17 protein-coding genes are annotated in these 26,361 nt (G+C 34.5%); 9 read left to right on the forward strand and 8 right to left on the reverse strand.

What is annotated here, in order from left to right:
- Positions 1 to 52: 52 nt before the first annotated feature.
- From Q0912_RS01125 to rlmN, 5 genes are all read left to right on the forward strand, one after another.
- Positions 53 to 622, forward strand: coding sequence for a thioredoxin fold domain-containing protein (locus Q0912_RS01125; protein ID WP_299111082.1), 570 nt, complete (start codon positions 53 to 55; stop codon positions 620 to 622).
- A 48-nt stretch (positions 623 to 670) separates the two neighbouring features.
- Complete coding sequence (locus Q0912_RS01130; protein WP_299111084.1) at positions 671 to 997, forward strand: nucleotide pyrophosphohydrolase; 327 nt, start codon at positions 671 to 673, stop codon at positions 995 to 997.
- A gap of 33 nt (positions 998 to 1,030) precedes the next feature.
- A complete protein-coding gene (locus Q0912_RS01135) occupies positions 1,031 to 2,260 on the forward strand; it encodes a 3-phosphoshikimate 1-carboxyvinyltransferase (RefSeq protein ID WP_299111086.1) in 1,230 nt (409 codons plus the stop codon).
- A 73-nt stretch (positions 2,261 to 2,333) separates the two neighbouring features.
- A complete protein-coding gene (queA, locus tag Q0912_RS01140) occupies positions 2,334 to 3,383 on the forward strand; it encodes a tRNA preQ1(34) S-adenosylmethionine ribosyltransferase-isomerase QueA (RefSeq protein WP_299111088.1) in 1,050 nt (349 codons plus the stop codon).
- A gap of 91 nt (positions 3,384 to 3,474) precedes the next feature.
- Complete coding sequence (gene rlmN / locus Q0912_RS01145; protein ID WP_299111090.1) at positions 3,475 to 4,515, forward strand: 23S rRNA (adenine(2503)-C(2))-methyltransferase RlmN; 1,041 nt, start codon at positions 3,475 to 3,477, stop codon at positions 4,513 to 4,515.
- Positions 4,516 to 4,561: 46 nt separating this feature from the next.
- Here rlmN and Q0912_RS01150 read toward each other — a convergent pair whose 3' ends face one another.
- The gene (locus tag Q0912_RS01150; RefSeq protein WP_299111093.1) at positions 4,562 to 6,250 is read right to left on the reverse strand and encodes a choice-of-anchor J domain-containing protein; all 1,689 of its coding nucleotides are present in this window, start codon (positions 6,248 to 6,250) and stop codon (positions 4,562 to 4,564) included.
- A gap of 131 nt (positions 6,251 to 6,381) precedes the next feature.
- On the opposite strand from Q0912_RS01150, the gene Q0912_RS01155 reads away from it, so the two are divergent.
- The 4 genes from Q0912_RS01155 (at position 6,382) to Q0912_RS01170 (ending at position 9,935) form a co-directional block, all read left to right on the forward strand.
- The gene (locus tag Q0912_RS01155; RefSeq protein ID WP_299111095.1) at positions 6,382 to 7,359 is read left to right on the forward strand and encodes a polyprenyl synthetase family protein; all 978 of its coding nucleotides are present in this window, start codon (positions 6,382 to 6,384) and stop codon (positions 7,357 to 7,359) included.
- A gap of 118 nt (positions 7,360 to 7,477) precedes the next feature.
- The gene (locus tag Q0912_RS01160; protein WP_299111098.1) at positions 7,478 to 8,041 is read left to right on the forward strand and encodes an RNA polymerase sigma factor; all 564 of its coding nucleotides are present in this window, start codon (positions 7,478 to 7,480) and stop codon (positions 8,039 to 8,041) included.
- A complete protein-coding gene (locus Q0912_RS01165; protein ID WP_299111099.1) occupies positions 8,028 to 8,798 on the forward strand; it encodes a hypothetical protein in 771 nt (256 codons plus the stop codon). Before Q0912_RS01160 ends, Q0912_RS01165 begins: the two co-directional genes overlap by 14 nt.
- 48 nt (positions 8,799 to 8,846) lie before the next feature.
- Positions 8,847 to 9,935, forward strand: coding sequence for a hypothetical protein (locus Q0912_RS01170; RefSeq protein ID WP_299111101.1), 1,089 nt, complete (start codon positions 8,847 to 8,849; stop codon positions 9,933 to 9,935).
- Between the two features lie 93 nt (positions 9,936 to 10,028).
- On the opposite strand, the gene Q0912_RS01175 is transcribed toward Q0912_RS01170, so the two are convergent.
- The 7 genes from Q0912_RS01175 to Q0912_RS01205 all read right to left on the reverse strand — a co-directional run bounded on the left by Q0912_RS01175 (position 10,029) and on the right by Q0912_RS01205 (position 26,327).
- Positions 10,029 to 10,598 carry a hypothetical protein gene (locus Q0912_RS01175; protein WP_299111103.1) on the reverse strand — a complete coding sequence of 190 codons (570 nt, stop codon included), beginning with the start codon at positions 10,596 to 10,598 and terminating at the stop codon, positions 10,029 to 10,031.
- A gap of 94 nt (positions 10,599 to 10,692) precedes the next feature.
- Positions 10,693 to 11,757, reverse strand: a complete 1,065-nt coding sequence (locus tag Q0912_RS01180; protein WP_299111105.1) for a nucleotidyltransferase family protein — start codon at positions 11,755 to 11,757, stop codon at positions 10,693 to 10,695.
- A 33-nt stretch (positions 11,758 to 11,790) separates the two neighbouring features.
- Positions 11,791 to 12,924, reverse strand: a complete 1,134-nt coding sequence (locus Q0912_RS01185; protein ID WP_299111107.1) for a hypothetical protein — start codon at positions 12,922 to 12,924, stop codon at positions 11,791 to 11,793.
- 16 nt (positions 12,925 to 12,940) lie between these two features.
- Positions 12,941 to 13,102, reverse strand: coding sequence for a hypothetical protein (locus Q0912_RS01190; protein WP_202913882.1), 162 nt, complete (start codon positions 13,100 to 13,102; stop codon positions 12,941 to 12,943).
- Between the two features lie 187 nt (positions 13,103 to 13,289).
- Entirely contained in the window at positions 13,290 to 16,682 is a 3,393-nt protein-coding gene (locus Q0912_RS01195) for a T9SS type A sorting domain-containing protein (protein WP_299111113.1), read from the reverse strand.
- A gap of 224 nt (positions 16,683 to 16,906) precedes the next feature.
- On the reverse strand, positions 16,907 to 22,585 hold the full coding sequence (locus Q0912_RS01200) for a T9SS type A sorting domain-containing protein (protein ID WP_299111115.1): 5,679 nt from the start codon (positions 22,583 to 22,585) through the stop codon (positions 16,907 to 16,909).
- A gap of 283 nt (positions 22,586 to 22,868) precedes the next feature.
- On the reverse strand, positions 22,869 to 26,327 hold the full coding sequence (locus tag Q0912_RS01205; protein WP_299111117.1) for a choice-of-anchor J domain-containing protein: 3,459 nt from the start codon (positions 26,325 to 26,327) through the stop codon (positions 22,869 to 22,871).
- Positions 26,328 to 26,361 lie beyond the last annotated feature (34 nt).

A 26,361-nucleotide genomic window follows, 5' to 3' on the forward strand; every position in this document is an offset into this window, starting at 1 on the left:
TTATAAGGAGCATTTTTTGTAAGTTCGGTATAACATTTGCAACAAATCAGACATGAAGAAAATACATTATATTATAGCGTTTATTGCTTTTGGAACACTACTCTCATTTCAAGAGGCAACAAAAACATCAGAAAAAGAAATCAATTGGCTAACTATTGAAGAAGCCATAGAACTTCAAAAAAAAGACCCTAGAAAGATAATTATGGACGTATATACCAATTGGTGTGGACCATGTAAAATGCTAGATAAAAACACGTTTCATAATGAAGATGTGGTTGATTATATAAATGAGAATTACTATGCGGTAAAGTTTAATGCAGAAGGTAATGATTCTGTAACTTATAAAGAGAAGAATTTTAGCAACCCTAATTACGATCCAGCTAAGGCCAATAGACGTAATAGTGCACATGAATTTACTAGATTTCTTAAGGTTAGAGCCTATCCTACAATGGTATTTTTTGACGAAGAAGCCAATTTTATTGCGCCTATTTCGGGTTACTTAAAACCACAACAATTAGAACTGTATTTAAAACTATTTCAAAGTGATAAGTACAAAGAAATGGATACGCAAGAAAAGTTTAATAAATACTATAAAACCTTTAAGCCCACCTTTAAGGAATAAATAACTGAAGTTGAAATATCAGTATTTTTACAAAAAAGAAAAGCTACAATGAACATAAAAAATGCGCAAAAAGAAGTTGATGATTGGATTAACGCTCATGGCGTAAGATATTTTAACGAGTTAACAAATATGGCTCAGCTTACTGAAGAAGTCGGTGAGGTGGCTCGTATTATTGCCAGACGTTATGGAGAGCAAAGTGAAAAGGAAAGTGATAAAGATAAGGATCTTGGAGAGGAACTGGCTGATGTAATGTTTGTGGTTTTATGCTTGGCAAACCAAACCGGAATTAATTTACAAGAGGCATTTGATAAAAAAATGAGTTTAAAGGCCAAACGAGATCACTACAGGCATCATAATAACGATAAATTAAAGTAGATTTGTTCCCGCTAAAGCGGGAATCTTTTTTATATGGATATTACAATTCTTAAATCGACAATCAATAAGGGTCAATCATCGATAGCTATAACGGGTTCAAAAAGCGAGTCTAATCGTTTACTTTTACTTAAAGCATTATATCCAGATATTACGATAGAGAATTTGTCTAATTCTGATGATTCTGTGTTAATGCAGAAAGCTTTAGAATCGAAAGATGAAATTATTGATATTCATCATGCTGGTACTGCAATGCGCTTTTTAACCGCCTATTTTTCAATTCAAGAACATAGAGAAGTTATCCTAACAGGATCTTCCAGAATGAAAGAACGCCCAATACAAATATTGGTTGATGCCTTAAGACAATTAGGTGCTGAGATCAACTATTTAGAGAATGATGGTTTTCCTCCATTAAAGATTAGAGGTCATAAACTAAGTAAGTCAAAAGTGACTCTAAAAGCTAATGTAAGTAGTCAATACATTTCGGCATTGCTACTTATTGCTTCAAAACTAGATAACGGCTTAGAATTAACCTTAGACGGTAAAATTACATCTGTACCATATATAAAAATGACATTAAGCCTTTTAGACGAGAATGGAATTAAAACTGAATTTAAGAGCAATAAAATAATAGTTAATCCAAAAACCTTAAATGCAGAATCCAACACTCTTGTGGTAGAATCAGACTGGTCGTCCGCGTCATATTTTTATAGTGTTGTAGCGCTAAGTGAAGTAGGAACAAAAATCACCTTATTATCTTATAAAAAAGATTCACTACAAGGGGATTCAGTTTTAGCTAAAATATATCAGGAATTTGGGGTTGAAACTCGTTTTGAAAAAAATACGATAACACTTCATAAATCGATAATAGTTAATCGTCAATCATCAATACATCTTGATTTAAGCAATGCCCCAGATATAGCACAAACAATTGCCGTTACAGCTTTTGGCTTAGGTTTAGAATGTTATTTAACAGGTTTACATACATTAAAAATTAAAGAGACCGATAGGTTAGTGGCCCTTAAAACTGAATTAGAAAAATTTGGAGCTGAGGTTACAATTACAGATGCTACCTTAAGTTTAAGGTCATCAAACGGTATTAAAAGTAATGTTTCCGTCGCAACATATAACGATCATAGAATGGCTATGGCATTTACACCACTTGGTTTAAAAACAATATTGCATATTGAAAATGCTGATGTGGTTAGTAAATCTTATCCACAATTTTGGGAAGACTTTAAATCTATAGGTTTCAATTTAAAATAAACGGTCATTTACTTGACAAGGCCTATCTTGAGATTGTATATTTGCATCTTCAAAAAATAAACAAATACTACGTATGAAATTATCAAACTTTAGTTTTGATCTTCCAGAAGAATTATTAGCAGAACATCCTGCAGAACACAGAGATGAAGCAAGGTTAATGGTTCTCAATAGAGAAAAGCAAACTATAGAGCATAAACTGTTTAAGGATGTCATTGATTACTTTGATGAAGGTGATGTAATGATTTTAAATAATACTAAAGTTTTTCCTGCGAGGTTATTTGGTAATAAAGAAAAAACAGGTGCTCGAATAGAGGTGTTTTTATTACGAGAGTTAAACCAAGATCAGCGTCTTTGGGATGTTTTGGTAGATCCTGCCCGTAAGATAAGAATAGGTAATAAACTCTATTTTGGTGAAGATGAAACATTAGTTGCTGAGGTTATTGATAATACAACATCGAGGGGTCGTACATTACGCTTTTTATATGATGGCTCTTATACAGATTTTAGGAGAAAGTTAACTGAACTTGGTGAAACACCACTTCCTAAATATATAAAAAGAGATGTTGAGCCCGAAGACGAAGAGCGTTACCAAACCATTTTTGCTAAAAATGAAGGAGCAGTAGCAGCTCCAACGGCAGGCTTACACTTTTCTAAGCACTTATTAAAGCGTTTAGAAATCAAAGGAGTAGAAATGGCTGAAGTAACCTTACACGTTGGTTTAGGTACATTTAATCCTGTTGAAGTTGAGGATTTATCAAAACATAAAATGGATAGTGAAGAAATTGTTATTACTCCAAAAGCTGCAGATATTGTAAATAAAGGTATTGAAAATAAAAGACGCGTCTGTGCTGTTGGTACTACATCAATGCGAACCATTGAAAGTTCCGTATCTTCTAATGGACGATTAAATGAATTTGAAGGCTGGACGAATAAATTTATATTTCCTCCTTACGACTTTAGTATCGCTAATTGTATGATAACAAACTTTCATACGCCAAAATCAACGTTGTTGATGATGGTTTCTGCTTTTGCAGGTCACGATTTTATGAAAAAAGCTTATGAAGAAGCCGTCAAAGAAAAGTATAAATTCTATTCCTATGGAGATGCCATGCTTATTATCTAATAAGGAATAAAAAATTATTACTAAAGCCTCTTTAATAGGGGCTTTTTTTATGAATAGATTTTCCGCTTCATTTAAGTAACTTTGCAATCACATGGAAATTAAAAAGAAAGACATACGAGCACTTACTAAGGAGCAATTGAGAGAATTCTTTATAAAGCAAGGAGATAAAGCCTTCAGAGGTAATCAGGTGTATGAATGGTTATGGCAAAAAGCGGCACATAGTTTTGAGGATATGACCAACATATCTTTAGAAACAAGACAGATGCTACAAGACAATTTTGTTATTAACCACATCAAGGTAGATCAAATGCAGCGGAGTTCTGATGGCACTATTAAAAACGCAGTCCGATTGCACGATGACTTAATTGTTGAGTCTGTTTTAATTCCTACAGCTACACGTACAACAGCCTGTGTATCTTCTCAGGTGGGTTGTAGTTTAGATTGTAAATTTTGTGCCACTGCACGATTAAAACGTATGCGAAACCTCAATCCAGACGAGATTTATGATCAAGTTGTGGCGATTGATAATGAAAGTAGATTATATCACGGAAGACCTTTAAGTAATATTGTTTTTATGGGAATGGGAGAGCCTCTTATGAACTATAATAATGTACTAAAGGCTATTGATAAAATAACCTCACCAGAAGGTTTGGGGATGTCGCCAAAACGTATTGTGGTTTCTACATCAGGAGTGCCAAAAATGATTAAAAAAATGGCTGATGATGAGGTGAAATTTAAATTAGCTGTTTCTTTGCATTCAGCTATTGATGAGGTAAGAACTTCGATAATGCCTTTTAACGCAACGTTTCCCTTAAACGATTTACGACAAGCTTTGCAATATTGGTATGCTAAAACTAAAAATAGAATTACATACGAATACGTAGTTTGGGATGGTATAAATGATAAACGTAAAGATGTAGATGCTTTGGTTGAGTTTTGTAAGTTTGCGCCAAGTAAAGTAAACCTTATAGAATACAACCCAATTGATGATGGTAAGTTTCGACAAGCCAACTCTAAAGCATTAGATATGTATGTCAATGTTTTAGAAGCGAATAATATTACAGTAACAGTAAGGCGGAGCAGAGGCAAAGATATTGATGCTGCTTGTGGCCAATTAGCTAATAAAAGTTAGAATAAAAAAAGCGGCTCAAAGCCGCTTTTTTTATGTCAGAATAATATTAATTTTTCACAAACTTTATTGTCTTAGAATTGCCATTAATATTAACTTTGGCTAAATATATACCATCATTTAATGATGATACATCAATAGACTCAGAAGTATTATTTAACGATTTAGAAACAACGCTCTGTCCTAGTAAAGAATATACCTCCACATTGGTCATAGCCATATTAGATGATTCTAAATTAAGCGTCTGAGAAGCCTTATCATAATTATGGGTAAATATATTTCTATCAAAATCATTTACACCTAAAGTTTCAGTGACTTCAATATTTAAAATTAAAAAGACATCACTATCAGCAGCCAAAGTATTAGCATGTATAGCTACATGAAAATCACCGTCAGCAGCAGCTGTGTATGTAGCTGTACTCATATAAGCTTGAGTAATTAAATCATTTCCGCCAGTATCACCAAAAACACCAGACTGGGTAATATTATTATAGGATCCAATTACAGACTGCATAGTGGCTGAAGATGCAGGTGAGTCTGTAATAACCAAATCAAAAGATTCGTTTGCAGTCGCTTGAAAATCTACAGCATTATAGGTAACGGTAACAGTATACTCAGCACCTTGAGTACCACTAATTGCTGGAGTGAAAAGCCAGTCATCTTTAGCAACATTTGCAGCTTGAGGAAACACATTTACAATATTATCAATAGTCATATCACCATCTAGGTCATTAGCATTGTTAAATAGCCACGATAACCCATCTATATTTGCATCTTCTACAGTATAACAAGAGACATATGCATTTATATTACTCCAATCTTCTGTATAAGGGAAACCATAAGAAGTACAATCAAAAGCAGTTAAAAAGCCAATTGGTCCTACTTGCTCACTATCTCCGTTACCACCAGCACAATTAGCCGTGATATAAAAATCGTAAGCTGTATCTGGCATTAAACTAGTAAAATCATAATTGGTAGCGGCTATATCATTTATTATTGTACCTGTACCAGTATTTGGTGTAAAACCATCTAAACCATATTCAATATCGAATACCGTTCCTGGTCCATTGCCATCAGTCCAAGCAATGTCAGCACTGGTATCTGTAATTCCGTTTGGTCCCAAAACAAAGTCGGTTGGATTAAGACAAGATGGAATTTCCTCTACAATGACATTATCTACCAATAAAACAAATTGGTCAGTAGAGTTGTTTCTCCATGCTAAATAAATGGTTTGATTGGTGTATGCAGATAAATCTATAGTTCTGGTTTCCCAATCAGATTCTTCCGCAGCTACAGAAAATAAAACAGTTCCAAAATCACCTGGTACATTTGTACCAGTTGTAGAAATTAACAATTCATAACCATCAGCAAATGTTGCATCTTGCGCTTTAGCATCCCAGGTTACTGCAGAATCTGTAGTTGGCGTAATTGCAGGTGAAATTAACCAATCATTTGATGTGCCAGCGGGTGTATACCAAGATGTACTTGCAACTGCTATATCGCCTGCAGGTCCACCATAGTTCCCAGCAAATGGACTACCATCTCTATCAACAGCTATCCAGGCACTCGTAAACTCATCAACTGCTGTATTAGGGGTTAGCCCGTCACCATCTACAACCATCCAGCCTGTTGGGACAGTATTAGGTGTAGCAGTACTAAAATCATCCTCAAAATAAATCTGTCCATACATTAGGCTCGAGGAAAAGATCAATGTAATCAATAAAGTAATTTTTTTCATAAAGATTGTTTTTAGATTAATTGCCTAAAGTTACAAATAATTGTCTTTATGCAATGTTAAAAGTCTATAATTCGTTTTTTAATAATATAACCTTACTATAATTTGTAATTTAGCAGCGTTTAGTACTTAAAATGAAAATAACCGAACAGATAAAACAACCTATAGCGTATGAGATGGAACTTTTTGAACAGAAGTTTCAACTCTCCATGGCTAGTAAAGTTGCTCTACTCAATAGAATAACACATTACATTGTTAATCGCAAGGGTAAGCAAATGCGCCCAATGTTTGTGTTTTTAGTGGCTAAGATGCTTAACAATGGTGAAGTTAGTGAGCGCACCTATCGTGGTGCTTCGGTTATAGAACTTATCCATACGGCCACATTGGTTCATGATGATGTCGTTGATGATAGTAACCGAAGACGTGGTTTCTTTTCTATTAATGCACTTTGGAAAAACAAAATAGCGGTACTTATTGGCGATTATTTATTATCTAAAGGTTTGTTACTTTCTATAGATAATAATGATTTTGATTTATTGAAAATTATTTCTGTAGCTGTACGCGAAATGAGCGAAGGTGAATTACTCCAAATTGAAAAGGCTAGACAACTCGATATTACTGAAGCTGTATATTATGACATTATTCGTCAAAAAACAGCAACATTAATTGCGGCTTGTTGTAGTTTAGGTGCTGCTTCCATAAAACCAAATTCTCCAGAAGTAGAGACAATGAGGAAATTTGGCGAACTTATAGGCATGGCGTTTCAAATAAAAGATGATTTATTTGATTACGGTGAGGAGGCTATTGGTAAGCCAACAGGAATTGATATTAAAGAACAAAAAATGACCTTACCTTTAATTCATGTATTAAATAACTGTTCTAAAAAGGAAAAGTCCTGGCTTATTAATTCTATTAAAAATCATAACAAAGATAAGAAACGTGTTAAGGAAGTGATAGCCTTTGTAAAATCTAATAATGGCTTAGATTATGCCATTTCAAAGATGAAAACTTTTCAAGAAGAAGCCCTAAATCTATTGGACAATTATCCAGAATCACCTTATAAATCTTCACTAAGGCTTATGGTGGATTATGTTATTGATAGAAAAAAATAATTTTATCTATTTGATAATCAGTATTTTGTGTATTATTTGAAATTTTTTTTACTTTCCAGACAACCATTAGCATAACTATTGCGTCTATATAAATAGAAGTGCAATTGTAATCAACAAAATGAAAGTTATTCAACTTCATAAAAACGAAACTAAACTTATACAAAGAGCTGCGAAAAATAATCGCGAGGCACAGCATGTATTGTATGAATTACATGCACCAAAAATGTTGAGTGTCTGTAGATATTATATAAAAGATGTACATCAGGCAGAAGAAGTAATGTTGAACGGTTTTTTTAAGGTGTTTAAATACCTTAAAACATATAAAAACGAAGGCAGTTTTGAAGGTTGGATAAGACGAATTATGGTGAGAGAAGCAATCTCTTATTTAAGACAGAAAAAAAATATTGAGTTTGCAACGGAAGATGAATATTTAGAACACGATTACACCAATAATATTAAGACAAATATTGAAGTTGCAGAAATTCAACAATTGATAGATAGTCTACCAGAAGGCTACAAAATGATATTTGTAATGTATGCGATAGAAGGGTATAAACATTATGAAATTGCAGACTTATTAAGGATTTCAGAAGGTACTTCAAAATCGCAATTATTTAAAGCACGACAAATGCTTCAGAAAAAAATTAAAGAATTAAATAACGATAGTTATGGCACCAATTAAATTTGAAGAACAGTTAAAGGATAAGCTCGAAAAACGCAGCATATCGCCATCAGCAGATAGTTGGGCAAAATTATCTGAACGATTAGAAGCTGATGAAAAGAAATCTAAGAATCCATGGTTTTGGTGGATGGGCATTGCTGCAGGTTTAATTATTATGTTTGCCATTGCAGTTCAAACATTTGGGACTAAAGCTACTAATAATACTGTACCACAGTTGGTAGAAGAAGAAACTATCGAAACTAAAATTGAAGACCTGCAGCCAAATATTAATGAGATCATAGTAAATGATTTTGTAATAGAAGATGAGCAGATTGAAACAAAAAAAGAAATTGAAGAAGTTACAGAGAAAGCACAAATAATTAATTATAAATCAGTAATTAATAAAAAACAACAGCCTAAAGCTAAGTTAGCAGGTAATAGCACAATAGAGAAGGCAAAAACAGAAACTATTAATAAAGAACAAGACAATTCAAAAGAAGCGACAATCAATACAACTATAGTTGTTGATGCTCTAAAAGAATTTAAAGAAGAAAATAAGTCAGTTACAGATAGAGAAGTAGATTCATTACTAAAGTTGGCAAGTAAAGAACTTTTTAAAGACAAATTACAAAAAGAAACCAGCAAAACTGTTGATGCCAATTCATTACTACAAAATGTAGAAGACGAAATGGGGCAATCCTTTAGAAGTAAAGTGTTTGAAGCCCTTAAAGATAGTTACGAAACAGTAAAAACTACAGTTGCTGAACGTAACAACTAAAATAAGAATCAAATTAAATAAACATAAATCATCAAAAAACGAACAGTTATGAACACAATTACACGATTAGTAGTATATCTAATTTTATCATTAACGGTAGCTATAGCAAATGCTCAAGAAACAAAAATAGATAGTACAAAAAAGTCTTCAAATCAGTATAAAATTGAAGCGCTTAAAGATTTGAAATCAAAAATAGAAAAAGAGGAACGCGAGTTTTTAAAACAAGAAATTGAAGCGATTAATCAACGCTTAGATGACAAACAAATTACTGCTGCTAAAGCTGAAAAATTAAAAAAGGAAGCTGCCAAGAAACGAGCGGCAAATATCGAAAATAGATTAGCAATCATCGATAACAAAATAGCACTTCTTGCCAGAAATGAATCAACTTATGAAGCTAATGATGATTCTAATGGGTACATCTCTATTTCATTTGGAGATGATGATGATGAATGGACAGCTATTAGATTAGGAAAAAAAAATAAACCGAGAAAATACGATAGGAGAACTACTCAAGATGTTGTTTTTGCTATAGGTTTTAATAATGCTTTAATAGAAGGTGAGAGTATAGACGATTCGCCATACAAAATAGGAGGTTCTGGATTTATAGAATTGGGTTATGCCTGGAAAACTAGAATCTTTGACAATACAAACTTTTGGAGATTAAAATATGGCTTTTCATTTCAATGGAACAAATTGGATATTAAGGATGACCAATACTTTGTAAATAATGACGATGAAATTTCTTTACAAGAGTTCCCATCTAATCTAAACAAAGCGAAGTTTAGAACTACCAATTTAGTGTTTCCTGTACATATAGAGTTCGGGCCATCTAAAAAGATTGAAAAGGAAGATTATTTTAGATATTCTACGCATAGGAAACTAAAAGTAGGTTTAGGTGGTTATGCAGGTCTTAATATTGGGAGTATGCAAAAACTAAAGTATAAGGAAGATGGTAATCGTATTAAAGATAAACAACGTGGTGGTTTTGAAGTTAGTAGCTTTGTTTATGGTTTAAGTGGTTATGTAGCACTTGGTGAGGTAGCTTTATATGTTAAATACGATCTTAATCCTTTGTTTAAAAATCAAGCAATTGACCAAAACAATATTTCAGTCGGAGTCCGTTTTGATATGGACTAGATTAATTAATTTTTTGAGTGTTAATTAGGTCTAATAAAAAAGTCTCATTTTTTTAAAAAATGAGACTTTTTTATATATAATATTTTAAAATTTTTACAATGCAAATATAGCTTGTATATGAGTTTGGTAATGATTATTATCAAGTCCGCTATCAGAATGATCTAAAGCAAACTTACCTATAACTTGCGCTCTAATTCCAAATGTTTGTCTTCTGTTTAACCAAAATAAAACACCACCACCAAGATTAAGAGAAACATTGGTGTTGTCGATATGGAAAAATCCGACACCAGCATTGCCATAAAAATCTATCCAACTTGCGCTAGGAAAAAGATGCTTGCCAAAATAATATTTAGCATGGGTGTCAAATGAAAAATAGGTATAATCATCTTGTAATTCGAAATTGTCTATCTCGTCTCCTTTACTAAAAGAATTTAAAGTAAAGGCTTGTTCAATAGACAACCCAGAAGTCCAACCTACTTCAACTGCAAGCGAAACAGGTACATTGATTGCCCAATCGCCAATTTCTCCAACAGGTGAACGCGAACCTTGACTGTTAATAGCATTTAAACCGACGCTTCCAAACCATTGCTTATCATCGTTTGTTTGTCCAAATGAGTGTAGGGAAAAGGTTAATAGCGCTGTTAATAATAGTAACTTCCTCATGAGAAAAATATATTTTAAAAATCAAAGTTAAACTTTATGGTGTATAAAACAAATAATCACACAAAGTTATTGCTGCAAATATCATTAAAAAAATTTAAGAATTGTTCAAAACTGATATAAAATACTTGAAAACGCGCTTTCTGTCAGCAAATAATGCATTTCTGTAAGCTTTGTTAGTTAAGAATTGTGGGATTCGTTTTAATAAAATTGTGAAAAAATGAATCAGTTTTAATAATCTGTTCCAAAACTTATAAAATTTAATATGCTTTAGCTTAAAAGTATAAAAATATATAGTAAAATTTTGTTTTAAACCACTCACTTTTTCTATATCCTCAAAGAATAACCCAGCTAACCTGAAATATTTTTTAAAAACCCTACTCTTATAAGCCTTTATAGGCATAGTATGTTTCCTTAATAAAGAAATAGTATCGTAAATAGACTTAAAACTTATACTGTTATATAAATGCCCATGATCATTGATTTGGTAGTTAAGAATATTGTGATTTAAAAGATGCTCTTTAGAAGGAATTGATATATTGTTTTTTTTCTGTTTACACGCCAGAAGATTTTCGTTAGTGAGATTTTTGTCCTTATATGACACAAATAGTTTCCTATGCAATTCCACAGCACAGATATGTTGTTTTGTTTTTAATCTTGGTAAATGTTTATGCTCAAAAAATGTGTGGCCAAAAGTTTGTTTTATAGGAATATAAGCATTGCTTTTTAACAGCTTATAAGCTGATTCTATTTGGCTTAAGTCTACCAGGATATCAATATCGCCAATCATACGTTCGGCAATGTCATCATAATAATCAGCCACTAAAAGTGCTGTACCTTTTAGAAATAGGTGATTAATATTATGCTGATTAAATAATTTAGATAATAAGTGAATTTGAGTTAATATAGATGTATTTCTATTTCTGTTAATTGTTGTAATTTCCTCTAAGTAAGTGTTTAACTCATTTGGTAAAACATGAAGCAATTGCTTAGTTTTAAGTCTGCAATACAATGCTGGTAAAACCAAATGCTTACTACCTTCGACAACAATGGCATCCCAATTAAATTTTGAATGGCTTAGGGTTTTTTCTAATTCGGTATCTATAGTTTCAAAACTTAGGATATCTGCAATATGCTTGTATGTGATGGCTAGATTATCCATAAACTTTAAAATAAAGCTCTAATATAAGTATTATTAGTTTTTCTTTAGCTTTTCAAAAAGTGAAGACAGCTCTATTATAACACTATTCTTTTCACTGTAAGTTAGTTCATAGATGTCAATAGTATCTAACCAATCTAAAAACTGTTTTGCATGCAAGGGGTTAGGTGATAACCAAGAATCTGGTATAAATGTTTCTAAAAGTGTTTTTATTGATATATGCTCTAATCTTAATTTAGCATTATGATCATAATTTACCATAACTATGGCTCTACACGGATAGCTATCTTTCTTTGTATTTGGGAAAGGAACATATTTTAAAGCTCCTTTGTTTTTATTAAAAATAGTTATTGGTAATTTGTCAAAATTATCTACCTCAGATTTTAATGTGTCAAATGCACCTTTTTTTATAGATATAGCTGAAGGGTTATGGTAGATATGACAATCTTTGGAAAGCATAGGTGAGACATCATCTGCTAATAACTCGTAACCATTTGCTGCCAGTATAGCGCATAGTGTGCTTTTTCCTTTTCCAGATTGGCCTACAAATAAAATTGAATTATGACCATCAGTTATCGTAGATCCATGAAATGTTCCTAGCCATTCAGATTCTTGTTTATCATGTATTACAGAAAGTAACTGCATAATAAACTTACCTTGTAATAGATGGTAATCGCGTTTAGGTACTGTTCTAACTAATTGTTTATCTCTAAATAAGCATAATTGATCATTATCTAAGTAAATATCAAAAACAATTTGCGTTTCTCCTTTTTGTTTTACTTCAAGATGTGCTATTGATGGGTGTACGGTTTTTTTTACTAATTCAGAATCATAGTTAATCTGAATCATTTTGCCTTTTACCTTATATTGTTTAGATATTTTACTTCGTGAAGTTTTAAACTCAAGATTTGCCTTTTCAATAAACGGCTTAGTAGTATTACAATCCTTTAAATATGATTGAAGTTGTTTTGCAATTATAATTGGGTCTGATACATCATTATTCAATGCAATATTATGAGCAAATTCATTTATAGAGTTTGATTGAAAATAGTAATCTAGTAATATTTTAAACTCTAATTCTACAATACTATAGCTATTAGATTTAGAATACCACAATACCCAATGATGACCAAACAACCTTTGATATGTTGGTGCTAAGTCGTTATTCAAAATATGATACGGAAAATTAATCGAAAGGATTTCCACCCGGATCTGGTGGAGAAGACGATTGCGCTTTAAGTGGGTTTAAAATCACGAAAGTTCCAACAGCTGTTAATGCAGCATATTTGCCCATTTTTTTAATGGCATCTTTACGTGTGATTTTATCTGTATGGTTGTCTTTCTTCATGGCACTTGCCTAAATTTGATTCAAAAATAATAAAATAATTTATTTAACAATGAAAAATGTTAAAAGGTTTACTTTAAAAATAAACTCTATATCTATTTTAAAGAGAGATTTTTTATAAACATGTGTGTAATATAATTAAAAAAATCTCTCTTTTCATAATACTTACGTAAGTATTTAATAGATGATTTTATTTTAAAATAATTTTTTCTGCTCTAACTTGGTTTTTACTAGACAGTTTTATAACATAAATACCAGTACCTAAAGAACTTGCATTAATAGTTTGTAATGTAGTGTCTGAAGCTAAAGTTTTAGAGGTAACTAGTCGTCCCTGAATGTCATAAACGTTGGCTACAGTGTCTTCTAATAACTGTCCTGCTATATGAATTGTACGATTAACATGATTTGTATATATGTTTATATCTTCAAAATTGTTTTCTGATGTAGATAATGCACTATCTGCAAATCTTAGGTAGAAACGCCCTGTATTACTCAAGTTTGTGGTTGGAGTTAAAACATAATCACTAGAATTCAATAGAGTGGTAGTGTTAGCCACGTTATCATCTAAATATACGTTTACAGTACTTGGTAATGTGTTTTCTGTGATGCTAAATGTTAGTTGCTCACCTTGATTAGCATTAACTCCTAATGGGATTGTAATACTTCCATAGTCTACTTTTCCAAGGGCCTGAATTGCAAATGGTAGCCCCATATTTTCTTGTACTAAATGCGTGTATAGTGCAAATGCTGGTGCAGTACCACCTAGTAAACTTGCATCATATCCAGGATCTAAACCTAAACCAGAAAATTCGGTAAAGAAAATATCAGTAAGAAAATTATCCGAAGTATTGCTAAGATCTAATTTTATGTTAGTAATAGCTGTAGCGGCATCCCTTCCAGCAATAAAGTCGTCATCAGTAGACGTTATACGCATATCTGGAGTACTTGTTGTAAATTGAATGTTACCACCAGTAGAATTAGATGCAACGAAAAAGCCTTGCCCAGGTGCAATGTCTAAATCTGTATTCACTAAACTACTTATAATAGTATAATCACCAGCAGAAGTTCCATCTGTACTATCATTATAACCATAGATTACTTGAGCGCTTGGGTCTAATAAAATTGCATTTTCTGATAAAAATGCTTGTGCATCCAAATAAGAAGGGAATGGGTTGCCGATTAAATTTAAAATACTAGCCGTTCCTTGGTCTATAGCTACTTCTACTAAGCTTGTATTAACAGTACCTTCAAAAGTAACCAGATTAGAGCTTGCAGCTTCGTCTATACCAGAACGATAACCGACACCAGCAGTTAATGGTGTAGTGTCAGTGTCATTCCATAACTCGTAAGGATCTGTACTACTATCATTGTCAAAACCACCAAATAAAACTTCTGGTCCACCAGAATTGGCTAAAATATTAGTGTTATTTCCAATAAATATATCAAAAGCCTGACCAGAAACAGGTGCACTAATTAAGTCATTACCATTTACAGCGTCATTACTGTTTACATATCTTTCGTAACTTACGGATCCAGAAACCGTACCATCTACAATTAGGCTAGAATATTCATTCGAATCTGATTCTAAAGTTAAATCTTCATTATTATTAAGATTTCCAGAAGCTTCAAGATTACCTGTTTTTTCAACAGTTAGATTGCCGTTAGTTTCAATCGTTAAGTTAGAAATAGCAATACTTGTAGAAATTGAAGGTGTATTTGTTTGATTGGTAATTATAACATCTGTTGTATTTGATGGTGCTGAACCCTCATCCCAGTTTCCAGTATTAGTCCATGAACTATCACTATCTCCTGTCCAAAAATATAAATTGGGTTTTGTTCTTGGGTTATTATTTGTTCCATCTGCTGTCCAATTATCTTGAATTGCTCCACTATCAGAAGAATTTCTTTTATAAGAAAAATTGTCGTTCCAGTTCCACGGGCTTTGACCACTTCCATTATCATTAAATTGATCTATAACTCCATTGGTAGTATGGAACACATCACAACCGTCATCACCTCCATTAAAAAAGAAACTACTGCCAGTAGCATCAGCAGTATCAGTATATTCAGTAGTATAATTTCCAGAATTTTGAGTAACAATAATAAAACCTCCAGGAGCCAATGTTCCACTTAGGGTAACTTGCTGAGTAGAATTACCAGGATTCGAATTGAAATATCTAGCTTCAATATTATCTAGGTTTATAATTTTATTACTTCGATTGTATATCTCCATATAACCATTGTCATTTCCAGAGGCTGAATCATCACCAGAAACTTCGGTAATAATTAAATCACCTGCAACAGCTTCCTCAACTAAATTAGGTGTAGCAGAATTTGACATACCAGCACTCCAAGTAGTCACTTTACGTGCAAAAGCTGTGAAATGATATGTTGTACCATTTGTTAATCCAGTAACCATAACTGATGTGCCAGTTCCTTTATATACGGCATATTCACCAGTTCCTAAATCTGTACCAGAAGCAAAAGCAGCATCAGCGGTATAAGCTGTTCCATCACCAGTAGGTGTTACTGTTACTGCAGAACCAGCTTTAGCGATAACTAAAATTTCATCAAAACAACTACCATTAGCCCAACTTAAATCAACTGTAGCATTATCTGCAACAGCAGTAAATGTAGAAACATCTGTTGGCGTTGAGCAATCAGTTGTGAAATTTCCAGTTAATTCAGTTAGATTGTAACATGTATCTATAGTATTATATTCGTATATGGCGACATGATATGTCGTTGATTCAGTTAAACCAGTTATACTAACAGAACTCGTTGCAGAACCAGATTGTACAACATAATTTCCAGTACCTATTTCATCTCCTGAAGTAAAAACAGTATTTCCAGTATACGATGTCCCATTAGTTGGGTTAGTATCTACAGCAGACCCTTCTTTTACCACTACCAAAACCTCGTCACCATCACCTGATGTCCAGTTTAATGTTGCAGATGTCGTACCAATAGATGTTGTATTATAAGCTGAGGCTTGAGTTGATGGCGCTGTACAAGAGGATGCGGCATCAACAGTACCACTAAGAATTACACCTACTTGTGATTGCCCTAAAACGGTGCCTAAATCATCCTCAATATCAAAAGTTCCACCAGCAGTAGCAGCATCATAACCATATAATCTAAATGTAATTGTACCTCCATCGGTTGAAGTCAAACTTGTACTGAAATTAACAATTTCACCACTCGCATTAACACTTGTGTCAGTAAAGATATCAGAGGTAAAGCTATCTAAACTTGTACGTATAGACACATTGGTAGGACCATTACTACTTCTATCATAATCAATTTCAACATTATTTACTGTAACTGTAAAACCTACATCTGCAGTTACGCTCCATTCAATATAATCGTTGGTGTCTAACGATGTAGAAGTCGTCCATCCAGTACTATTAAACGTAGAAGTGCCAGTAGAGTTAATTCCCGAACCTCTAGAGAGCGCATTAGCTGAAATATTAGAAACTGTTGCAGCTTGCGAAGATTGCCTCCCGGATATAGCAACTATTTCTTGCCCAAACCCGTAGCTGGTAATTAAAAGTGTAATTAAAAGTGTGTAAAAATTCTTCATATCAAAGCATGTTTTTTTTATTATTTATAATAAATCTGGACGGTAAAGGTACAAAAACTTGTTTCCTAAACCCTAAAATAATATTAACAAACGGTTAATCCTTAAGCTTATGACACTAAATTCACTAATACGTCACTATATCTAAATAGGCTATTTTAAAGGGGCCAAAAAGAAAAGCGCATCCATATTTGGATGCGCTTAAAATTTAAATATATTTTAAAGTATTATCTAATAATCACTTTTTGTGATTTTTCTTGTGTACCGTTACTTAACGTCACCACATAAACTCCATCGGAGAAATCTGTAGCATCAATTTCATTAACCAAACGGTTGCTGTTTAATACTGAACGATGTACTAGACGTCCTTGTAAGTCAAAGATTTTTGCAGTGGTCTCTCCGTTAAGAACACCTTGTATAAATAGTGCTCTAGGAGTTGGCTTTGTATAAATCTTAATAGCGTCAAAATCAAAGTCATTATTAGACAGTGCCTGCTCTGCAAACCTTAGGTAAAAACGTCCTGTACCAGATATATCTGAAACTGGAGTAGTGACATAATCAGCTGCATTTAGTAATGTTGATGTATTGTTTAAAGTGTCATCTAAATATACATCTATTGTAGCAGGCAATGTAGTTTCTGAAATCGTAAATGTCAATTGCTCTCCAGAATTAGCGCTAACTCCTAACGGAATTGTAACATCAACTAAATCTGAAGGCTTTAATGCTTGTAATGCTATTGGTAAACCAGTATTATCTTGTACTAAGTTTGAGTACAGTGCAAAACTCGGTATTACTCCACCCCAAAGCTTAGCGTCATAACCATGATCTAGACCTTGTGTAGCATTATCATTAAAATAGAATTGCGTCGTATAGTCTTTTGTTGACGTGCTCGCATTTAATTTAAAGAACATTAATTCACTTGTACCTCGACCAGCAATAAAGTCATCACCAGAACTTACTACTCGCATAGAAGGGTCGAAGGTAATATCATGACTTGCAACAAATGCGTCGTTAGCTGCTACAAAGAAACCTTGTCCAGGTGCCATGTCTTTAGAGGCTGCATTTGCAAGCGTAATAACATCCCATCCGTCTGATGCACTACCATCATAACCATAGATACCTGAGACATCCTCTAAGATATCAATATTAGTTTCTGTATTAGGACCAGCACCATCAATATCAAAACTAAGGAAAGTACTCATATCTAAGTAAGTAGTGTATGGATTACCAATTAAATTCCAATCTGGGAAATTAGCACCAGTATCTAGAATATTAATAGCAACTTGCGAAGTGACTACCGTACCCGTAAAACTTAAGGTAGTTCCACTATCTGTACCAGCTCTATAGCCTGTTCCGCTATCTAATGTTGCTACGGTAGCATCTGTATAATTAACCCAATCATCTGTGGTTTTATCAAACGGACCAAAAGCATATGTGGTTGGGCTCGTATTACCATCATCTAATAAATCAGCAGCATTTGTACCAGAAGTACGGAAGTCTGCCCATGTTTGCCCAGCAAGTGGAGGTGTAATGAGGTCATTTCCTCCAGCATTGGCATTAACATAGCGCTCGTAAATTACCGTACCAGAAATAGAACCTTCTAACATTAAATTAGAGTAATTGTTAGAAATAGATTCTAAAGTAGCATTATTATTAACAGTTAATGTAATACCTGTATTAACTGTTAAAGCCGCTCCAGGATTTACAGTCACATCATTACAATCTGTGTTAGACGATATGATTGCATTACCAGAAGTAACAACAATATCATCAATAGCTGTTGCTGCTCCATTAGGATCACTTGGCGACCAAGCTCCATTAAATGTATAAGTCACAGGAGTTGGAATAGCTTCAACTACAAAGTCATCAATTCCTAAATCATAAGAAGAGAAACCTGCTGAAGTTGTACCTTGGAAAATAATATATACAGAATTACTTGTATTAAAACTACTCGGTATATCAATAGTATATTCATACCAACCTTGAGAAGGTACTGTTGGTGCAGTAGTTGTTAATGAAAATAATTCAAAAATCTGAGTTGCGCCAGCTAAAGAGTTAGTTGTATTTGCAAACACTCTATATCTGTCATCAGCATCAGCATCAGGGTCTCTATGTAAAAATACTCTTATTCTACCATCTGTACCCAAAGCTGTAAAGTCAAATACAGGAGATATTAATAATGCATCTGAACTCGAAAAACTTTTCTCCATAAATCCTGGTGCACTATTAGGCGCCAATATATCGCCTGAACCACCAGCTGGATCTCTAACCCAATTCGTGGAACCGGAAATTATATCAAAAGAATAACAAGGGTTATCTGCCGAGAAATCATCAGTAAATGGATAAGTAGTTATCGCAATTGAGCATGGATCAACATCAGTAGTAGCACTAGCGCTAGGTACCGTAGCATCCGTTTTATAATCAATAGTGCCTCCACTGTTAGTATAAGGATAAATTTCAAATTCATATAAGGTACTTGCATTTAAGCCCGTAAATGTATAGGTCTGCACACCAGATGCTACTTTGACTTCAGCTTCGTCATCGGACCAGTCTGTGTCATCAGAATCATCAGTGCCATCTACAGGAACATAGAATGAAGCTGCGCCTGTTTTACCAACGATTAAGAAGCCATCTGCAGGTTGTGCACCATCATTATCGCTCCAGGTCAATGTAATTTCAGTATCAGAATCTGCAACTGCTGCAAACGTAAGTACATGGTTTGTAGGTTCTGGTTTTGCATTTACGGTTAAAACACCAGATACAAAACTCACTCCATCCCAAGCATCACCTCCGTCACCGTCAGAAATATCATTACCACCATAAGCAAAAGGACCTCCGTCGACACTAAATCGACTCACATAATAGTATGTGCCGGGAGCTAGTGACGCTCCAATAGCTAAAGAGTACTCATCATTATTACCTACCTCACCAAAATAAGGTGCAGCAGTCCATGTCCAGTTTACAGTTTCAAAATCAGCAACTGTGGTTGCGTCAACTGAACTAATGCCAATTTCGGCAGTAATGTTTGTTCCGGCACCTGCACCTGGAGTATTTCCTGCTTCAAAAATTTGAGCAAAAACATTAGCAGTACCTCCAGCTGTTATTGTAGCCGTACCTGGAAATTGTAAGTTTACATAATCAGGTGTGTTTGGTGTACTTGCATTTACGACTAAAGTACCAGTTTCAGCAGTGTTAACTGATGTGACATTAAAGTCTGTAGCGCCAAAGGTCATGTTATAAGCTCCAGCGGCAATATAATACGTGCCAGCAGCTAAACCATCAAGGGTTAATGAGCTTCTACTACCTGTACCACCATCATCATTACTACCTAATAAATTACCAAACGCATCATAGAGTGCTATCTCAGTGTCATCATCGTTAAAATTAGAACCTGAAATAGCAGTTGTTTCTGTATCTACTGTAATTTCCTGGCAATTACCGTCATAGGCTAATTCTACCCAAACTATGTTTTGAGTACTAGCATCGTAGGCTCCGCTATTTGTACCAGAATCTCCGCATCCGTTAATGTTTATAGTAGCAGCTGTAGTCGGAGGGGTAGGTACTACGTCAAGTAACCCTGAAACATATAATGTGCCATCCCAGAAATTTCCTCCACTACTACCAGGGTTTATACCTCCATAAGCATAAACACCATCATCATACCTAAATCTACTGACATAATAGTACTGACCGCCAGATAAAGCTGAGCCAATTTCAGCCTGATATTCATCATTATTACCTTGATCATTATTGTATGTTGCAGGAACCCATGTCCATGAAGCCGTTTCAAAGTCAGTAACTGTTGTGGCGTCTGTAGTACTATATCCTATCCAAGCCTCAATATCTGCTCCTTGACCAGCAGATTCTGTAACTCCAGTTTGGAAAATTTGTGCGAAAGCTGTAAATGTTCCACCTTCATTTATATTACCACTATTTGGAAATTGTAGATTACAAAACTCTACTGTAGCACTTGAAGGAATCTCTACGACTCTAAACTTACCTACATGGAAATCGTAATCTTCAGAATCATCAGTTGTTCCATCCGAAGCCCAAATGGCAAATTGCACATTACCTGTATAAGCTGTTAAATCTTCTATATATTCTGTACCTGAGACATCCGGCTCATTTGCTGCATTCCATGTAGTCAAATTACTCCAATTTACACCACCATCAGTACTTATAAGGAGTTGCACCTCATCATCAGAACCCATAGAATCGTCTGTGGTAGTAGTTCCTGAAAAAGCATAATTGGTGACGGCAACATTGACTTCTAATTGATAAGGTCCGCCCGTAGATAAATCGAAAGCTGGCGATAATAACCATTCTCTATCCGTATTACCTTGAAATAAATTAATTGCGTTTGAAGATCCGAAAGCGTAAGCTCTATTGTCACGCCAGTCAGAAGCTCCTAATCCACCTGGTCCAGCAGCGACTTCACCACTACCAGCCTCATCCCAACAAACATCAGGAACATTGGTAGACATATCAGCGTTGTACTCTGGTACAATTGCACTACAAGATGTCGTAAAGTTTATAGGACCGACCCATGCGCCGTAATCACCTCCACCACAGTTGGCTCTAACAAAGACCTCATAAGCTGTTTGATCTGTTAATGATCCAACAGTATATGGTGGGGCAGAATCAGTAGTGGCATTTACTGGAGTGCCAGAATCTCCAGGGCCAGGATCAGCAGTTGCTGTTTCCTGAACTATAATTTCCCAATCAGTTTCACCTGAAGCACTTGCTGTCCAATTGACATCTACAGATGAATCTGTAAAACCATCGATGGTTATTGCAGAAACTTCTAAACATGAAGGACTTTCTTCTAAACACCATTCTAAAGTAGATCCAAAAGTACCTTCATCATATATCATTAAATAATAAGTCACACCTATGGTAAGACCAGATATTCTTCCTGAAGTATTATTTAAACAACCGAGTGATGTAAATGATCCACAAGTACCGTCCAGGATTTCTAAACCTGGTTGTCCTGTTCCTGAGGTAAAATCTACACTAGTTGTTGTTGCGGTCCAGGTGTACCAAGCCACTGCATCAGAACCAAATTCGCAAGATGGATCTTCGCCAGCATCAGTATAATCAGTAATGTCTAGTGATTGTGTGTTTCCTGGGCAGGTACCTAAAGCACCTATTGCGCCAAAAGTAGTTGTATAATCTAGAGCACTAGCACAGTCGTCATTCTCTACAGGAGTTTGAAAATCAACTGGTCCCACCCAATTACTAAATCCATTAGCGTCACAATCTGCTCTAACCCATATTTCGTAGGGTGTATTAGCAGATAAAGTATTATCTGTATAGTTAATGTTATTTGTTGTTGATGTACCAGAACCGCCTGGTTCACCAAGTCCATCAGCTTGTACAACAATTTCCCAATCTGTCTCAGTATCACCTGCAGTCCAACTTATTGTTGCGGAATCTGATGTAAGACTATCAACATTCAAGCTAGAGGGTGGTAAACAGGAAGGTGGGCTAGGTACAATAATCTGAAAAGAAGCCTCCAGTTCTTCTGGTGTTCCTTCACAAGAAGAAGATGAGTCCGTGTCAGCACCATCATTAGGTGAAACACCTCCATTATCACCAATGACGGATCCATACGCAGTAACGCTTATTAAAGTACTATCCCAACCGTCATCATATTGATCGTAACAATTTACATAATATGTACCAGGTGCAATTGATATATCTTGGTTGATTAGACCAGAACCATTACATTGTGTGCCATCACCTTGACCCCAAACTTGGGTACCGCTACCATCAATACCTGTTGTAATACTTACCCATTTTTCTCCAGGAAAACTACCACCAGTGGTTGTAATATTTATGGTACTTTGCCCAAAACTTAAACCACATACTAATAATGTAGCTAAATAAATGTAAATTTTTTTCATAATTATATAGATATAATAGTTAATTAACCATAGTTACAGTATAGCAACTAAGATCAGTAATAAGCAGGACTACTTTTTTAGGTGATAAAGGGGTATAAAAAAATCGAAACGTTTAGGAAAGTTAAGATTATCTTAATAAGCAAATATAAAAATTCTATTGATTTAACAATGGATTTGTTGGTAAATCAATAGAATTTATTGTTAGTACATATTGAAATTTGCTATGCCTAACCATTTAACGATAAAATATACCTTTTATATGGTGTGTTTTTGTTTTAAAATTTTACTTAAGAATTATCTTTTGGGTTTTTTTAGCATTTTTCGTTTTTATATCAACAATAAAAACACCTGAAGACAGCTCTGAGATATTAATATGTTGTGAATTTGTATTTGCTGCTAAGTCAACAGACTTTACCAATCGACCTTGCAGATCATATACGTCTAATTTAGCAGGATTTACTAAAGTACCTATTATGGTAAGTTGTCTTTGTTTTTGATTAGTAAAGATCTGCATACGCTCTAAATTAGTTTTGTTTATACTTAGTGATTCACTTACGAAACGTAAATAAAATCTGCCTTTACCATTTAAATCTGTATTTGGTGTCATCGTATAACTTTCATTGTTTAATAAGGTGATGGTTTCGGCTACGGTATCATCTAAGTATATATTGATACCTTCTGGAATTGTAGATTCTAAGATTGAAAATTCTAAGGTTTCATTACTATTGGCATTAACACCTAAAGGAATAGTAACATTGTATAGGTCATTATTATGTAATGCTTGTATAGCCATTGCTACGTCATTATCATTTTCAACCAGATATGAATGTAAAGAGAAATCCTCAGGTACGTTATTCCAAACAGAGGCGTCATAACCGGAGTCTAAATCAGTACTTGCATTGTCATTAAAATAGAAGTCCGTGCGATAATTCTTTGAACCTGCACTTAGGTATAGTTTTAAATACGTTAATAGGGTTGAGTTTCTGCCTGCTATAAAATCATCACTATTACCTGTAGATCGCATGCTTGGGGTAAAGTTAATGGATCCAGTGCTTTCGGCATCAATAAAGAAACCTTGCCCTGGAGTAATGACAGTACTAGGTGTTGTTGTTGCTAAGTTAAAAATTGTCCAACCATCGTTTGCTGCACCATCATAGCCATATATACCAACGGCATTTTCGTCTAAAAGTGAAGCATTATTAGTGTTGTTTAAAAAAGCTTGTACATTAAGGTAACTAGGGTAAGGATTTCCAATTAAATTCCAATCACTTGTACCGCCAGAAACTACAGGGATACTAACAGTGCCGATTTCTATAGTGCCTGTAAATCTATAGGTGCCATTATCTGTAGATCCTGTGCGAAAACCTTCACCGGCATCTAAAACTTCAGTATCGTCAGAAGGTTCATAATTAACGTAGCCACCAGATGAGGTGTTAAAAGGTCCAAATAAAAACGCAGGATTACCTCCTATAGTTCCTGATAGTATATTGGGATTAGCAACTCTGAAATCACCAAAGCTTTCACCGTTTAAAGGAGGACTAATAAGATCGTTATTTGTTGTACTTGCTCCAGAACCTGGTGCACTATTGATATGACGTAAATAAATAACATCTCCCGATATGCTACCATCTAGAATTAAGCTGGCATAACTGGTTGATGTTGATTGTAAAATAATTTCATCCAAAGCCGTTAAGGTAATACCTGAATTAATTGTTAAACCAGCACCTGGATTTACGGTTACAGTATTGCAATTAGTGTCTGAAGTTATGGTTGTATCTCCGTTAGCAATGACAATATCGTCAGCTGTAGTTGCTACTCCATTGGGGTCTGAAGGTAGCCAACCATTATCGTATGTGTAAATTGTGCTAGGTAATACGGTTATTGTGTAATCTTCGATTTCACCATCTGTTGAGCCATCACATGGCCCATTTGTAGGGATAGTAGCAAAATAATATTGACAGAGCACACGAAGTCTTGTATCTCCTAGCTCTGCATCATTAGGGACAGTTATCGTCAATGGACTATTAGCTGTTGGTCCATCAGGATTGTTAATAGTATCTCCTAGGTCGTAGGTTTCTCCGCTATCGTCAAAATCTCCATCTTGGTTCCAGTCTATCCATGCATAGCTATATACTGCAAAATCCCCATCAGTATTTAGGTTTACAGTTAAATCTTCAGAATCACCTCTTGAAATGCTTGTAGACTGTGAAGTGAAATCATCATAACCCGATCCTTGCCCTGTAATATTATTTATAGCTCCAAAATCTACCAGAGTTATTGAAGTGTTAAAAGTAGTGCCACCAGTTACTGAGCAATAGTCTAATGTAATACTTATAGGTACTCCTGAACTCCAAGAGGTGCCTTTTCTTGTAAACACCTCAAAATGGTATGTACTACCTAATAAAACATTAGACACAGATACAAAACTGTCAATGCTATTAAGTACTATAAATTCATCAGTTGTGATTTCTGTACCACTTCCAAAAACTGAACTTGGTACGTAGGTGCTACCATCACCACTAGGTACTGTGGTAACGGCGCTACCTTCTTTACCAATTATAATCACATCATCATAACAATCGCTTAATGTCCATTGTAAATCTATATTACCATCTATATAGCTGGCAGTAAGATTAGTTATATCAGTTGGTGTTATACATGCTGATATATCTGTTACAGATATATCGTCTAAAAACCAATTATCACCATCATTTTGTTCCATAACAAAAGCAATGTAAACGGTTCCTGAATACATGGATAGATCAATAGTCTTTTCATTGAATGGACTTCCTAGTTGTGTTTCATTATAGGTCTGAATGGTTGTAAAACTTGAAATGTCTGTGGCTGAAGTTTGAGAAATTCTTATCGTATATTCAGTGTTGAAATCTGCTGTGAATTGATCTCTGGCAAAAAAGCGTAATTGTGCTTGAGCTGTTCCTAAATCTATGGCTGGTGTGACTAGCCAGTCTTGTGCGTTTCCGCCAGAAACAACTTCAAACTCTACAAATGCAGATGTAGTACCTGTATTGGCAGTTAATGTTGATGAGGTCCAATCGTTATTAGTGCCTAAACCGTTTGTTCCACGATAAGTTGTCCAGCAATCAGGTGGAAAACTACTATCTTCAAATCCTTCATTGAATGGTAAAGAAAAAGCATTTGTACAATCTGGTGTTCCTGTGATTTCTATATTGTCGATTCGTTGACGTTCTCCACCACCATTGTTGAGCATAGTTACTCTTAGTTCTATAGAGGACCCGCTCAGTACTGTTTGACTTGCTTCGGTAAGATTGTAATCATTAGAAAATGTACCATTTGTTGAAGCTATTGTCCAAGCTCCTGCATCAATCCTGTATTCTATTGTAACGGTATCATCTGCCTCCAGATTGTTATTAGCAGTTCCATTAGATTCTGAGACATCAATAGTAAAACTAACATTTGTAAAACCAGAAATATCAATAGATGGTGATAACCAAATCGCGTCCCCATCTAAATCACGCCCTTCCAGTAGATCATTTCCTCCTACGGTTCTTACAAAGAAAAAATCGTTTGCGTCTGCAAGGTTAACACTACTAACGTCAATGGACCAATCGACTCCGCTTATATCTATTGTTGGGTTGTTTCCTCCTGGTCCTATGGCACCTTTACCAGCTTGTCCTGTAAAATCTTCAAAGTATAAAGAGCTTTGACCAAAACCTAACATGGAGGTGATGATTAAAGCAAGGTTTAATAAATTCTTTTTCATTGTTATTAATCATTTGTTTTGAATTTTGACTCAA

It is taken from the genome of uncultured Winogradskyella sp. (assembly GCF_947498345.1).
Lineage (GTDB): Bacteria > Bacteroidota > Bacteroidia > Flavobacteriales > Flavobacteriaceae > Winogradskyella.

What these genes read in the sequence shown, in the direction of transcription:
- Q0912_RS01125 (WP_299111082.1), top strand. Translation starts at nt 53, where the DNA reads ATGAAGAAAATACATTATATTATAGCGTTTATTGCTTTTGGAACACTA.
- Q0912_RS01130 (WP_299111084.1), top strand. Translation starts at nt 671, where the DNA reads ATGAACATAAAAAATGCGCAAAAAGAAGTTGATGATTGGATTAACGCT.
- Q0912_RS01135 (WP_299111086.1), top strand. Translation starts at nt 1,031, where the DNA reads ATGGATATTACAATTCTTAAATCGACAATCAATAAGGGTCAATCATCG.
- queA (WP_299111088.1), top strand. Translation starts at nt 2,334, where the DNA reads ATGAAATTATCAAACTTTAGTTTTGATCTTCCAGAAGAATTATTAGCA.
- rlmN (WP_299111090.1), top strand. Translation starts at nt 3,475, where the DNA reads ATGGAAATTAAAAAGAAAGACATACGAGCACTTACTAAGGAGCAATTG.
- Q0912_RS01150 (WP_299111093.1), bottom strand. Translation starts at nt 6,250, where the DNA reads ATGAAAAAAATTACTTTATTGATTACATTGATCTTTTCCTCGAGCCTA.
- Q0912_RS01155 (WP_299111095.1), top strand. Translation starts at nt 6,382, where the DNA reads ATGAAAATAACCGAACAGATAAAACAACCTATAGCGTATGAGATGGAA.
- Q0912_RS01160 (WP_299111098.1), top strand. Translation starts at nt 7,478, where the DNA reads ATGAAAGTTATTCAACTTCATAAAAACGAAACTAAACTTATACAAAGA.
- Q0912_RS01165 (WP_299111099.1), top strand. Translation starts at nt 8,028, where the DNA reads ATGGCACCAATTAAATTTGAAGAACAGTTAAAGGATAAGCTCGAAAAA.
- Q0912_RS01170 (WP_299111101.1), top strand. Translation starts at nt 8,847, where the DNA reads ATGAACACAATTACACGATTAGTAGTATATCTAATTTTATCATTAACG.
- Q0912_RS01175 (WP_299111103.1), bottom strand. Translation starts at nt 10,598, where the DNA reads ATGAGGAAGTTACTATTATTAACAGCGCTATTAACCTTTTCCCTACAC.
- Q0912_RS01180 (WP_299111105.1), bottom strand. Translation starts at nt 11,757, where the DNA reads ATGGATAATCTAGCCATCACATACAAGCATATTGCAGATATCCTAAGT.
- Q0912_RS01190 (WP_202913882.1), bottom strand. Translation starts at nt 13,102, where the DNA reads ATGAAGAAAGACAACCATACAGATAAAATCACACGTAAAGATGCCATT.
- Q0912_RS01195 (WP_299111113.1), bottom strand. Translation starts at nt 16,682, where the DNA reads ATGAAGAATTTTTACACACTTTTAATTACACTTTTAATTACCAGCTAC.
- Q0912_RS01200 (WP_299111115.1), bottom strand. Translation starts at nt 22,585, where the DNA reads ATGAAAAAAATTTACATTTATTTAGCTACATTATTAGTATGTGGTTTA.
- Q0912_RS01205 (WP_299111117.1), bottom strand. Translation starts at nt 26,327, where the DNA reads ATGAAAAAGAATTTATTAAACCTTGCTTTAATCATCACCTCCATGTTA.